Below are 12229 nucleotides of genomic sequence, written 5' to 3'. Positions count from 1 at the left end.
ATGCAATACAGGAATACCCGATCTGCGGAGCATTTCTCCATCTGGTTCGGCCGGCCGTGGCCAGCATAGATACCGTGAAACATTAGAACGTGACGATGGCCATCCGGGCACGGATATTTCCCGCCCGCCCCGGCCGCGCCGAGGAGACCCACGTGACCCTGCATCCCCGTATCGCCCACCCGAACCTGTCCTCCCGCATGATGAGCGCCGAGGACGCCGCCGCGCTGATCGAGGACGGCATGACCGTCGGCATGAGCGGCTTCACCGGGTCGGGCTATCCCAAAGCCGTGCCGATGGCGCTCGCCGCCCGCATCGAGGCCGAGCATGCCGCCGGCAACCCGTTCCGGGTCAAGGTCTGGACCGGCGCCTCGACCGGGCCCGAGCTCGACGGGGCGCTCGCCAGGGCCGACGGCATCGAGTTACGCCTGCCCTATAACTCCGACCCGATCGCGCGCGAGAAGATCAACGCAGGCGAGATGAACTACTTCGACATGCACCTGAGCCAGGTCGCGCCGACGGCGTGGCAGGGCTTCCTCGGCAAGCTCGACGTGGCGGTGATCGAGATTTCCGGCATCACCGAGGACGGCGCGCTGATCCCCTCGTCGTCGATCGGCAACAACAAGACCTGGCTCGACGTGGCCGACAAGGTGATCCTCGAGCTGAACCGCTGGCAGAGCGACGCGCTGAACGGGATGCACGACATCTACTACGGCACCGCCCTGCCGCCCAACCGCGTGCCGATCCCGCTGGTGAAGCCCGACGACCGCATCGGCCAGCCGCATTTCCGCGTCGATCCCGCCAAGATCGTGGCCATCGTCGAGACCGACGCCCCCGACCGCAACCTGCCCTTCGCCAGGCCCGACGCCGTGGCCGAGGCGATCGCCGGGCATCTGCTCGAGTTCTTCGCCCACGAGGTCGGGCGAGGCCGCCTACCCGCCAACCTGCTGCCCCTGCAATCCGGTGTCGGCAACGTCACCAACGCGGTGCTGTCGGGGCTGATGGAGGCGCCCTACACGGGCATGACCGCCTATACCGAGGTGATCCAGGACGGCATGCTCGACCTGCTCGACGCGGGCAAGCTGCGCATGGCCTCGGCCACCGCCTTCTCGCTCTCGCCCGATGCGGCCGAGCGCTTCAACACCGAGGCGGCACGGTTCCGCGACAAGATGATCCTGCGCCCGCAGGAGATCTCGAACCACCCCGAGCTGGTGCGCCGTCTGGGCTGCATCGCGATGAACGGGCTGATCGAGGCGGATATCTACGGCAACGTGAACTCGACCCATGTCATGGGCTCGCGGATTCAGAACGGCATCGGCGGCTCGGGGGATTTCGCCCGCAACGCCTATGTCTCGATCTTCATGACGCCCTCGACCGCGAAGGGCGGCAAGATCTCGGCCATCGTGCCGATGGCGTCCCACGTGGATCACATCGCGCAGGACGTGCACGTGATCGTCACCGAGCAGGGCCTCGCCGACCTGCGTGGCCTCGCCCCCAAGCAACGCGCCGAGCTGATCATCGAAACCTGCGCCCACCCCGACTACCGGCCCGCCCTGCGCGACTACTACGCGCGGGCAAAGGCCAGCTCCTACGGCCGCCACGCCCCCAACGTGCTGTCCGAGGCGCTGTCCTGGCACCAGCGCTTCGTGGAAACCGGCTCGATGACGTAAGGGCAGAGCGGGCTGCCGTGACGGACCGGCCACGCGGCCGGCCCGCATCGCCGGTCGGCGGAGGCGCGAAGCCTCAGAGCGACAGAGCGACAGAGCGACAGAGCGACAGAGCTTCGCTTTCCAGCCGCAATCAAGCAAGCCCGAGGCTCGGGAGAGCCGCGCGTCGCCGGCCCGCGGGATGGCGGCCTGCCCTTCGAACCTCTCGATTTACCCCGGCCAAATCCGAAAGACCCCGACACGTCGCACCAAGCCCGGCCAGATCGCCAGCCCGGGGGGCGGGCCGGCGATGCGCGGCGGCCTTCGGCCTTGTTCCGCGCGGGGCAGGGTTCAGCCGGAGTATAGCTGAGGGTGAGAGAGGGTCACGAGGCGCAAGGGCCAAGCGGAGCAACGTCTCGGGTGAACATAGCTCCGACCCGAAGGGCGTCGCAGGTCACACCCCGGCTTGATCAACGCGCCGGCGCGGACAGTCGCACGGCAAGACCAATCTTTCGGGCCGGCTGTCCACGGAACCGGCAGCAGGGCAATGGCCCCACCGGCAAGCCTATTGGCAGACATCCGCAGGCCTGAACCCGGTCAAGGCCCCGCCCCCACCGTGCAAAGCCGGGCCCGGGGGCCCGGACCTGTCTTCAGTAGGGCATCGGATGCGCCTTGTGGGCGTCGTCCAGCGCCTCGAGCAGCTCGGAAGAGAGCGTCAGCTCGGACGCCGCGAGCAGGTGCTCGAGCTGCGCCATGGTCGTCGCCCCGAAGATCGAGGAGGCCACGAAGGGCCGCTGCGCCGTCCACGCCAGCGCCATGTGCACCGGGTCGATCCCGAAGCGCTGCGCCACCTCGAGGTAGGCATCCACCGCCCCGAACACCCGCTCGGACTTGCGCCCGCCGAGATTGCCGTTCAGCGCCATGCGCGAGCCCTCGGGCACCGCGCCGCCCTGGTACTTGCCGGTCAGCAGCCCCGCGCCCAGCGGCGAGAAGGGCAGCAGGCCCACGTCCTCGTTCACCATCAGCTCGGCCAGATCGGTGTCCGCCAGCCGGCAGAGCAGCGAGTACTCGTTCTGGATCGAGGCCACCCGCGGACCGCCCGCCTCCTCGGCGATGCGCAGCCACATTGCGGTGCCCCAGGCGCTCTCGTTCGACAGGCCGAAGGCGCGGATCGTGCCGCGCTCGACCTCGCGCTGCAGGGCCCCCAGCGCGTCGTGCATGTGCTGCACGGTCGACAGCCGGTCCTGCGAGGACGGATCGAAACGCCAGTTCTGGCGGAAGTGATAGCTGCCCCGGTTCGGCCAGTGGAACTGGTAGAGGTCGATCACGTCGGTCTTGAGCCGCTTGAGCGAGCCCTCGACGGCGCCCGGGATGGTGGCGCTGCTGATCGGCGCACCGTCGCGCACCAGCTTCGAATCCCCGGTGTGCTTGGTGGCGAGGATCCAATCGCTGCGCCGTCCGGTGCTGGCGAACCAGTCGCCGATGATCTCCTCGGTGCGGCCCACGGTCTCGGCCAGCACCGGGTTCACCGGGTACATCTCGGCGGTGTCCATGAAATTGATGCCGGCGTCGAAGGCCCGCTCGATCTGCGCGTGCCCGTCTTCCGGGGCGGTCTGGTTGCCGAAGGTCATCGTGCCGAGGCACAGCTCCGAGACCATCATGCCCGTGCGGCCCAGCGGATTCATCTTCATCGTTTGTCTCCTGCGTCTTGTCAGGCGCCAACCTACGCAGCGACACGCCAAAGCCAAGCCCGCAAACGCCGGATCTTTCCACCTCCGGCCACATCCGTTAAAGCAGCCCGAAACCGGACCAATAGACAGGCGATCCATGGCACGGCACCTCATCACCTCGGCGATCCCCTACATCAACGGGATCAAGCACCTCGGAAACCTCGTGGGCTCGCAGCTGCCGGCCGACCTCTACGCCCGCTACCAGCGCGCGCGCGGCAACGAGGTGCTGTTCCTCTGCGCCACCGACGAGCACGGCACCCCGGCCGAACTGGCCGCCGCCAAGGCGGGCAAGCCGGTGGCCGAATACTGCGCCGAGATGCACGAGGTGCAGGCGCGCATCGCCGAGGGCTTCCGTTTGTCCTTCGACCACTTCGGGCGTTCGTCCAGCCCGCAGAACCACGCGCTGACCCAGCATTTCGCCGGCGTGCTCGCCGAGCGCGGGCTGATCCGCGAGGTCTCGGAGCGGCAGATGTACTCGCCCACCGACGGCCGCTTCCTGCCCGACCGCTACATCGAGGGCACCTGCCCCAACTGCGGCTTCGAGGATGCCCGCGGCGACCAGTGCGACAACTGCACCAAGCAGCTCGACCCGGTGGACCTCATCAACCCGCGCTCGGTGATCTCGGGCGCGACCGACCTCGAGATGCGCGAGACCAAGCACCTCTTCCTGTGCCAGAGCCAGATCAGGACCGAGATCGAGGACTGGATCGACAGCAAGAGCGACTGGCCGGTGCTGACCACCTCGATCGCCAAGAAATGGCTGCACGACGGCGACGGCCTGCAGGACCGCGGCATCACCCGCGACCTCGACTGGGGCATCCCGGTGAAGAAGGGCGCCGAGGACTGGCCCGGCATGGAAGGCAAGGTCTTCTACGTCTGGTTCGACGCGCCGATCGAATACATCGCCTGCAGCCAGGAATGGGTCGATGCCGGCAAGGGTGACGACTGGGAACGCTGGTGGCGCACCGACAAGGGCGCGGAGGACGTGACCTATACCCAGTTCATGGGCAAGGACAACGTGCCCTTCCACACCCTCACCTTCCCGGCCACGATCCTGGGCAGTGGCGAGCCGTGGAAGCTCGTCGACTACATCAAGTCCTTCAACTACCTGAATTATGACGGCGGCCAGTTCTCGACCTCGCGCGGGCGCGGCGTGTTCATGGACCAGGCGCTCGAGATCCTGCCGGCGGATTACTGGCGCTGGTGGCTGCTCAGCCACGCGCCCGAGAGCTCGGACGCCGAATTCACCTGGGAGAACTTCCAGACCTCGGTCAACAAGGACCTTGCCGACGTGCTCGGCAACTTCGCCAGCCGCGTCACCAAGTTCTGCCGCTCGAAGTTCGGCGAGATCGTCCCCGAGGGCGGCACGCCGGGGGCGCGCGAGGAACAGCTCATCGCCGACCTGACCGCGAAGGTGCGCGAGTACGAAGAGCACATGGCCCACGCCGAGGTGCGCAAGTCCGCCGCCGCGCTGCGGGCGGCCTGGGTGCTCGGCAACGAGTACCTGCAGGAAGCCGCGCCCTGGTCGACCTTCAAGACCGACCCCGAGGCCGCCGCCGCGCAGATCCGCCTCGCGCTCAACGTGATCCGGCTCTACGCGGTGATCTCGCAGCCCTTCATCCCGGATGCCTCGGCCCAGCTGCTGACGGCACTCAACACCACCGACGACAGCTGGCCCGACGACGTGGCGGCGGCGCTCGCCACCCTGCCCGCGGGCCACGCCTTCGTGGTGCCCGAGGTGACCTTCCGCAAGATCACCGACGAGGAGCGCGAGGACTGGCAACAGCGCTTCGCCGGCAAGCGGGACTGATCCGACCCCGTCCCGGCCCCGTCGCGGGCGGGACGGCCGAATGCCTCCGGCGGGGATATTTGGGGCCACTGGATGACAGGGCATGTCGCCCGGGCGTTGTACGGCCAGCCCCATCCTCGGCGGAGACACGCGGCGGGGGCCGCGCCCCTGCCCTGCACGATTGACAAGCGATGCGCGGGCTTGCTACCTCGCGCGCCTCACCACACAGAGGGCAGACCATGGCACGCAAGAAGGGCCGCGACATTTCCGGCTGGCTGATCGTCGACAAGCCGGCAGGCATGACTTCGACCTCCGTGGTCAACAAGGTCCGCTGGGCGCTTGCGGCCAAGAAGGCCGGCCACGCGGGCACGCTCGACCCCGAGGCGACCGGCGTGCTTGCCGTGGCGCTGGGAGAGGCCACCAAGACCGTGCCCTTCATCACCGATGCGCTCAAGGCCTACCGCTTCACCGTGCGGCTGGGGCAGCGGACCAACACCGACGATGCCGAGGGCGAGGTCATCGCCACGTCCGATGCGCGCCCCTCGGATGACGAGATCAAGGAAGCGCTGCATGGGTTCGTGGGCGAGATCCGGCAGGTGCCGCCGCAGTTCTCGGCGGTGAAGATCGACGGCGAACGTGCCTACAAGCGCGCCCGCGACGGCGAGACCATGGAGATCGAGGCCCGCCCGCTCTGGGTCGACGAACTGGTGCTGACCGGACGCCCCGACGCCGACCACGTCGAGCTCGAAATGACCTGCGGCAAGGGCGGCTACGTGCGCGCCATCGCCCGCGACCTCGGCGAAACGCTGGGCTGCCACGGCCACGTGCAGAAGCTGCGCCGGATCTGGTCGGGGCCCTTCGATGCCGAGGACGGCATCACCGTGGAGCAGATCGACGCGCTCGCCAAGACGCCCGAACTCGACGCCAGGCTGCTGCCGCTGGAAGTCGGGCTTGCGGACCTGCCCGAGCTGCGCTGCACCGCCGAGGGCGCGGTGCGGCTGCGCAACGGCAACCCCGGCATGGTGATTCCCGGCGACGTCGAATACGGCGACGAGGCCTGGGCCTCGCTCGACGGTCGCGCTGTCGCGGTGGGCATCTTCAAGGCCGGCGAGCTGCACCCGAACCGGGTCTTCGTCGAGCCCGCGCCCTAGTAAGCCCGCGTCCGGCCCGGCGGGCGACGCCGGGCCATGCGACGTCGCGGGCGCTCAGCGCAGCATGCCGAGCCAGCGACGCAGCGCGTCGAGCGATTCGGGCTCGTCGAGGAAGGGCACGTGGCCGCGCCCCGGCACCTCGACCGCGACCATGTCCGGGCGGCGGGTGCACATCTCGGCATAGGTTTCGTCCGAGAGCAGGTCCGAGTTCTGGCCCCGGATGCAGCAGAGCGGCAGGCCCTTCAGCGCGTCGAAGAGCGGCCAGAGGTCGGCGGCGGGCTGGGCGCCGTCGCCCAGCACCGCATCGCGCAGCCGGGGGTCGTAGGTGATGACCAGCCCCTCCGGCGTCTCGCGGTAGAACTTCTCCACCTCCTCGCGCCAGCGGCTCTCGGGCACGTTCTCGAAGGCGGTCATGGCGGCGGCGCGCTTGGCGACCGCCTCGTCATGGGTCTTCCAGACCGGGTTGCGACCGAGATAGCCCTTGATGACATCGAGCCCCGCCGGCGCGATCTCGGGGCCGATGTCGTTGAGCGCGACCCCCGTCAGCCGGTCCTTGACGGTGGCCGCCAGCACCATGGCGATGAGCCCCCCGCGCGAGGTCCCGAGGATGGCCGCCCTGTCGATGCCCAGATGGTCAAGCAGCTCGACCGCGTCGCGGCCCTCGACGGGGATGGTGTAGGTCGCGTGATCGCCCCAGTCCGACTGGCCGCGCCCGCGGTAGTCGAGGCGGATCAGCCGCACGCCCTTGAGATGGGGCGCGACGTAGTCGAAGTCGCGGCCGTCGCGGGTCAGCCCGGCGAGGCAGAGCAGCGGCAGCCCCTCGCCCTCGTCGGTGTAGTGCAGCGACAGGCCGTCGGAAGTGGTGAAACGTGGCATCAGAGAAGCTCCGGAATCGAGGAGAGGTCGGTTAGGACGTGCGTGGGCACGCCGGGCAGGCGGTCCTGCGGCAGGCCCGCGCGGTTCACCCAGGCGGTGGCGAACCCGTAGGCAGCGGCAGCGGCGGCGTCCCAGCCGTTGGAAGACACGAAGAGCACCTGGGCGGGGTCCGTGCCGAAATGCGTGCCCACGAGGTCATAGACCGCGCGGGCGGGCTTGAAGACGCGCACCTCCTCGACCGAGATCACCGCGTCGAGGCGGTCGCCGAGCCCGGCGCTGGCCACCGCAGCCTCGAGCATGTCGGGTGAGCCGTTCGAGAGGATGGCGCAGGTCTTGCCCATTCCCTTGAGCCGGGTCAGGAGTTCGGGCACCTCGGGAAAGGCGGCGAGTTCCCAGTAAAGCGCCAGCAGCCGGGCACGCAGCGCGGGCTCGGAGAGGCCGTGGCGCGCCATCGCCCAGTCGAGCGCATCCTGCGTCACCTGCCAGAATCCCACGTGATCGCCGGTGATCGCCCGCAGCCAGGAATATTCCAGCTGCTTGCGCCGCCAGTCCTCGGCCAGTGCCTGCCAGACACCGGCCAGCGCATCCTGTCCCGGCTCGCGCGCGGCGTCTCGCGCAGCCGCCGCCACGTCGAAGAGCGTGCCATAAGCGTCGAAGATGCAGTGGGTTATCGTCATGGGCCGGGTCCTCCTGCGGCGGAGGGTGGCACGCACCGTGGCGGGGGAAAAGGCCAAAACAGGCGTCTGTTTGCAATCCGCGGGCAGGATCGCTAGCATTGGGGCAGCAATACGAGCACCCGCCCAGCGCGGCCTCGTCCATTCACCCGGGCCGCACGCGCGCCCTCACCCTTCCCAACTTCTCCAGAACGAACGGCGATCCCATGACGCAGGTCAAGACCGGCGACACCGTCCGCATCCATTACACCGGCACCCTTTCCGACGGCACCACCTTCGATTCCAGCGCGGGCCGCGATCCGCTGGAATTCACCGTGGGCTCGGGCCAGATCATCCCCGGCCTCGACCAGGCCATCCCCGGCATGACCGTGGGCGACCGCAAGACCGTGGAAATCGCCCCCGACGAAGCCTATGGCCCGGTCCACCCCGAAGCGCGCCAGCAGGTGCCCCGGACCGAGATTCCCGACCACATTCCGCTCGACCTCGGCACCCAGCTGCAGGTGCAGACGCCCACCGGCCAGACCGTGCAGGTCGTGGTGGCCGAGGTGACCGAAGAGGTCGTGACGCTCGACGCGAACCACCCGCTCGCCGGCAAGGACCTGACCTTCGCCATCGAGCTGGTCGAGATCGCCTGAGTCGAGAAGCCCCGAGCGGAGCACCCGGCCGCGCGGTCGGGGCGCCTCCGGCGGGAGTTTATCTGGCAAGATGAAGGGAGGGGCGCCGTCGGGGCGCCCTTTCTGCTTGCGGCCCCCCGTGCGTGATTGCCGCTTCCGCGCGGCGGGGCAAACGCGCTAGAGCGGGTAGAGGACGCGGAGGGGATTTCCCATGCACATGGCCGATCTGGGCGACATCCGCCTGCACTACCGCATCGACGGGCCCGAGGACGGCGCGCCGGTGGTCTTCGCCCACGCGCTGGGCACCGACCTGCGGGTCTGGGACCGCGTGGTGGCGCTGCTGCCGCCCGGGCTGCGCATCCTGCGCCACGACATGCGCGGGCACGGGCTCTCGGACGCGCCCGGGGGGCCCTACTCGATGGGCACGCTGGTGCGCGACAGCGAGCGCCTGATGGACCGGCTGGGCTTTCGCGACGCGGTCTATGTCGGGCTGTCCATCGGCGGCATGATCGCGCAGGGGCTCGCGGCCAAGCGGCTCGACCTCGTGCGGGCGCTGGTGCTGTCGAGCACCGCCTGCAAGATCGGCACCCGCGAGATCTGGGCCGAGCGCATCGCCGCGATCGAGGCGGGCGGCGTCGAGGCGCTGGCCGAGGGCACCATGCAGCGCTGGTTCTCGCCCCGTTTCCGCGCGACGCCGGAGCTTGCCGCGTGGCGGCACATGCTCGAGCGCACCGACCGGGGCGGCTATGTCGGCTGCTGCCATGCCATCGCGGGCACCGATTTCATGACCCCCACCTCGGGCCTGAGGCTGGCGGCGCTCGGCATCGCGGGCAGCGAGGACGGCTCGACGCCGCCGGATCTGGTGCGCGAGACCGTCGAGCTGATCCCCGGCGCGCAGTTCCGCCTGATCCGCGGCGCCGGCCACCTGCCCTGCGTCGAAGCCCCCGAAGCCTATGCCACGCTGCTGACCGAGTTCATCACCGCGCAGGGGCATCTCGGCTGATGGCGCGGTTCCTGCTCGTGCATGGTGCCGCACATGGCGCGTGGTGCTGGCGGGCGCTGAGCGCGGAGCTCGCAGCGCTCGGGCACGAGGCCGTGGCCATCGACCTGCCCTCGCACGGCGACGACCCGACGCCGGTCGGGGAGGTGACGCTCGACGCCTACGTGGCGGCGATCCTTGCGGCGCTGGAGGACGAGACCGTGCTGGTGGCGCATTCCATGGCCGGGGTGCCCGCCACCTGCGCCGCCGACCGCGCGCCCGGCCGCGTGGCGCGGCTGGTCTATCTCTGCGCCTACCTGCCCCGCGACGGCGACAGCGTCGCCTCGCTCCAGCGGCGGCAGGCCGAGCGCCCGCTGCGCCCGGCGGTGCGGGTGGCGCCGGACCGGCTGAGCTTCGGCTTCGACCCGGCGCTGGCCCCCGAGATCTTCTACCACGACTGCTCCGAAGCACGCATCGCCGAAGCACTGGACCGGATGTCGCCGCAGCCCATCGCGCCCACCGAGGCGCCGGTGCGGCTCGAAGGCGGCACCGCGCCATTCCGCCCGCCGCGCAGCGCGAGATGGCCTCCGGCCTGCACGTCGTCGAGCGGCCGTGGGGACACTCGCCCTTCTTCTCGGAACCCCGGGCGCTGGCGGCGCTGCTGGACGGCCTCGCGCGCGGCTGACCCACTGACCCACTGACACGCTGAGCCGCTGGCCAGCGCGATGGACTGCGCCTATAGAGGGGCGCCCATCGCAGCACGAGGACAGCATGACCGCCACCCCTTTCGACAGCGCCCATCTTCACAGGCTCTTTTCGCCCGGCGATCTGGGGCGGCTGTTCTCGGACAGCGCAGAGATCCGGGCCGGCATGATCGTGCTCGGCACCCTCGCCAAGGTGCAGGGCGCGGCGGGGCTCATCCCCGGGGTCTCGGCGCAGGCCATCCACCGCGCCTCGCTCGAGCTGCAGATCGACCCGGGCGGGCTTGCCGCCGCGACAGCGGTGGACGGCACGCCGGTGCCGGCGCTGGTGGCGGCCTTCCGCGACCTGATGCAGGCGCCGGAGCACGCGCAGCACCTCTGCCACGGGGTGCCGCCCACCGACGTGGCGGATTGCGCGCTCATGCTGCGGCTGCGGCAGGCCCTTACCCTCTGCGAGACGGAGCTTGCCGCGCTGCTTCAGACGCTGGCAACGGCGGGCGATGCGGCGGCCATCGAGGCCTGTGGCTGGCCGCTTCTGGCGCTGCGCGACGAGCTGACACAGCTGCGCGCCGCCGGGCTGCCGGTGGCGCTGCGCATGGAGGGCGCCCCGGAAAGCGCCGGGCCCCTGCGCGATGCGCTGGCCGCGGCGCTGAACCTGCACCTGCCCGCTGACGGCTGGCCCGACACCCGCGCCCCGCTCGCCCGGATTGCAGGCTGGACCGCACGGCTGATCGCCGTGCTGGCGGTGCTGGGGCGGATCGGAGAAGCCGCGGATCAGGGCGTCTCCAAGGCGGCACTGGTGGCGCTCGACCGCCACGCCTCGGCGCTCGAGGGCGCCCTCGCGGAGACGCCCGATGGCGCGGCGGGCCGGTTCCAGGAATGGCTGGCGCTGCCCCAGATCATGCTCTCGGGCGGGGCCGCGCTGTGCCACGCACGGGCGCTGGCAGAGACGCTGTCACCGGGCGAGGCAACCGACGATGCGCGACGCTTTGCCAGTGCGGTGCAGGGCGGTTAACCCTCTGATTGGGCGCGGCGCTTTGCCGGAGCGGTGCGCGGGACCTTGCCCGGGCGAGGCTCCACGCTTTGCCAATGCGGTGAGCGGGACGCGCCCACGCCACCGGGTCAAGGCGATGATTCGGCGGAACCAAGCGGCCCGGAGGTTCGTTTTGCCTGTCGAGTCATGCCCGCGGAGGATGCACCCGCCAGCCGTCTCGCAATCCCTTGGGAAAGTGTTATATCAGCCGCGACTGCAAAGAGGTCCCACAGTGAACGACCAGAAAATGTCCCCGCCGCCCGACGTGATGGCCTCCAACGCGCGCAACGCCGCGGCCTTCCGCAAGACGCTGGCCCACGAGGGCCGGCTGATGATCCTGTGCCATCTGGGATCGGGCGAGAGGTCGGTGGGCGAGCTGGAATCGCTGCTCGGGATCCGCCAGGCGGCGGTGAGCCAGATGCTGGCGCGCCTGCGCGAAGAGGGGCTGGTCAGCACCCGGCGCGAGGGCAAGACGATCTTCTACAGCCTCGCCACCGAGGACACGAGCCGGGTCATCAACCTGCTCTACGACATCTTCTGCGCCGAGTGAGCGCCCGACTTTCAGCCCCCCTGAGCGCCTGAGAGCCCCCAGAGCCTCACGGCAAAGCCCCGCCCGGCGACATCCCATCGCCGGGCTGGCTGTTTCCGCCCCTCACTCCGCCGCGGTTTCCGGCACCGTCTCGGCCCAGTCCCACGGCCGCACGAAGCTGCCGAGGCAATGGCCCACGGCCTCGGCATCGGCGCCGTTGCGCTCGACCTTGGCCACCAGCCCGCGCTTGCGGTCGTCCACAACCGACACCACCCGTGCCGCCAGCTCCCCGGCCTCGAGCGCACCGTTGTAGACGCGGGTGATCGCCTGCATCCGCAGCGCCGGCTTGAAGACCTTGCCCACTGCCGTCTTGGGCAGCTCGGGCAGGATCGTCAGATGCTTGGGATAGGCCGCGCGCTCGTGGATGTGCCGCCGGGCATGCGTCATCAGCTCGTCCTCGGTGACCTCGGCGCCCGAGACCAGCTCGACGAAGGCGCAGGGCAGCTCGCC

11 protein-coding genes and 1 pseudogene are annotated in these 12229 nt (G+C 70.0%); 8 read left to right on the top strand and 4 right to left on the bottom strand.

What is annotated here, in order from left to right:
• Positions 1–152 precede the first annotated feature (152 nt).
• The gene (locus tag HC022_RS11005) at positions 153–1667 is read left to right on the top strand and encodes an acetyl-CoA hydrolase/transferase family protein (protein WP_368484651.1); all 1515 of its coding nucleotides are present in this window, start codon (positions 153–155) and stop codon (positions 1665–1667) included.
• A 626-nt stretch (positions 1668–2293) separates the two neighbouring features.
• Here the strand turns inward: HC022_RS11005 and HC022_RS11000 are convergent.
• Entirely contained in the window at positions 2294–3334 is a 1041-nt protein-coding gene (locus HC022_RS11000; RefSeq protein WP_089958872.1) for an aldo/keto reductase, read from the bottom strand.
• Between the two features lie 136 nt (positions 3335–3470).
• Here HC022_RS11000 and metG point away from each other — a divergent pair, with 136 nt between their 5' ends.
• Together metG and truB are read left to right on the top strand one after the other, a co-directional pair.
• A complete protein-coding gene (metG, locus tag HC022_RS10995; protein WP_167452456.1) occupies positions 3471–5183 on the top strand; it encodes a methionine--tRNA ligase in 1713 nt (570 codons plus the stop codon).
• A gap of 218 nt (positions 5184–5401) precedes the next feature.
• Entirely contained in the window at positions 5402–6313 is a 912-nt protein-coding gene (gene truB / locus HC022_RS10990; RefSeq protein ID WP_167452455.1) for a tRNA pseudouridine(55) synthase TruB, read from the top strand.
• A 54-nt stretch (positions 6314–6367) separates the two neighbouring features.
• Here truB and HC022_RS10985 read toward each other — a convergent pair whose 3' ends face one another.
• Together HC022_RS10985 and HC022_RS10980 are read right to left on the bottom strand one after the other, a co-directional pair.
• Positions 6368–7189, bottom strand: a complete 822-nt coding sequence (locus HC022_RS10985) for an alpha/beta fold hydrolase (RefSeq protein ID WP_167452454.1) — start codon at positions 7187–7189, stop codon at positions 6368–6370.
• Positions 7189–7866 (bottom strand): haloacid dehalogenase type II, encoded by a 678-nt coding sequence (locus HC022_RS10980; protein ID WP_167452453.1) that lies wholly within the window; start codon positions 7864–7866, stop codon positions 7189–7191. The genes HC022_RS10985 and HC022_RS10980 overlap by 1 nt, the downstream gene beginning before the upstream one ends.
• A gap of 203 nt (positions 7867–8069) precedes the next feature.
• On the opposite strand from HC022_RS10980, the gene HC022_RS10975 reads away from it, so the two are divergent.
• The 5 genes from HC022_RS10975 (at position 8070) to HC022_RS10955 (ending at position 11740) form a co-directional block, all read left to right on the top strand.
• Positions 8070–8498, top strand: a complete 429-nt coding sequence (locus HC022_RS10975; protein ID WP_008883105.1) for a peptidylprolyl isomerase — start codon at positions 8070–8072, stop codon at positions 8496–8498.
• Between the two features lie 190 nt (positions 8499–8688).
• Entirely contained in the window at positions 8689–9480 is a 792-nt protein-coding gene (gene pcaD / locus HC022_RS10970) for a 3-oxoadipate enol-lactonase (protein ID WP_167452452.1), read from the top strand.
• Complete coding sequence (locus HC022_RS10965) at positions 9480–10157, top strand: alpha/beta fold hydrolase (protein WP_254885050.1); 678 nt, start codon at positions 9480–9482, stop codon at positions 10155–10157. The genes pcaD and HC022_RS10965 overlap by 1 nt, the downstream gene beginning before the upstream one ends.
• A 70-nt stretch (positions 10158–10227) precedes the next feature.
• Complete coding sequence (locus HC022_RS10960) at positions 10228–11172, top strand: hypothetical protein (protein ID WP_167452451.1); 945 nt, start codon at positions 10228–10230, stop codon at positions 11170–11172.
• A gap of 286 nt (positions 11173–11458) precedes the next feature.
• Positions 11459–11740 (top strand): metalloregulator ArsR/SmtB family transcription factor, encoded by a 282-nt coding sequence (locus HC022_RS10955; protein ID WP_167452457.1) that lies wholly within the window; start codon positions 11459–11461, stop codon positions 11738–11740.
• A gap of 102 nt (positions 11741–11842) precedes the next feature.
• Here HC022_RS10955 and HC022_RS10950 read toward each other — a convergent pair.
• A pseudogene (locus tag HC022_RS10950) lies at positions 11843–12229 on the bottom strand (acyl-CoA synthetase); the annotation flags it as partial.

The sequence above is a fragment of the Salipiger sp. HF18 genome (assembly GCF_011806505.1).
Lineage (GTDB): Bacteria > Pseudomonadota > Alphaproteobacteria > Rhodobacterales > Rhodobacteraceae > Salipiger > Salipiger thiooxidans.
Note: the sequence above shows the minus strand (reverse complement) of the source record. Positions and strands in the feature narration are given on the sequence as shown.

Bases quoted from the DNA above. Each gene is read 5' to 3' on its own strand.
- HC022_RS10985 (WP_167452454.1), bottom strand. From the start codon at position 7,189: ATGCCACGTTTCACCACTTCCGACGGCCTGTCGCTGCACTACACCGAC.
- HC022_RS10965 (WP_254885050.1), top strand. From the start codon at position 9,480: ATGGCGCGGTTCCTGCTCGTGCATGGTGCCGCACATGGCGCGTGGTGC.
- pcaD (WP_167452452.1), top strand. From the start codon at position 8,689: ATGCACATGGCCGATCTGGGCGACATCCGCCTGCACTACCGCATCGAC.
- HC022_RS10955 (WP_167452457.1), top strand. From the start codon at position 11,459: ATGGCCTCCAACGCGCGCAACGCCGCGGCCTTCCGCAAGACGCTGGCC.
- HC022_RS11000 (WP_089958872.1), bottom strand. From the start codon at position 3,334: ATGAAGATGAATCCGCTGGGCCGCACGGGCATGATGGTCTCGGAGCTG.
- metG (WP_167452456.1), top strand. From the start codon at position 3,471: ATGGCACGGCACCTCATCACCTCGGCGATCCCCTACATCAACGGGATC.
- truB (WP_167452455.1), top strand. From the start codon at position 5,402: ATGGCACGCAAGAAGGGCCGCGACATTTCCGGCTGGCTGATCGTCGAC.
- HC022_RS10975 (WP_008883105.1), top strand. From the start codon at position 8,070: ATGACGCAGGTCAAGACCGGCGACACCGTCCGCATCCATTACACCGGC.
- HC022_RS10960 (WP_167452451.1), top strand. From the start codon at position 10,228: ATGACCGCCACCCCTTTCGACAGCGCCCATCTTCACAGGCTCTTTTCG.
- HC022_RS10980 (WP_167452453.1), bottom strand. From the start codon at position 7,866: ATGACGATAACCCACTGCATCTTCGACGCTTATGGCACGCTCTTCGAC.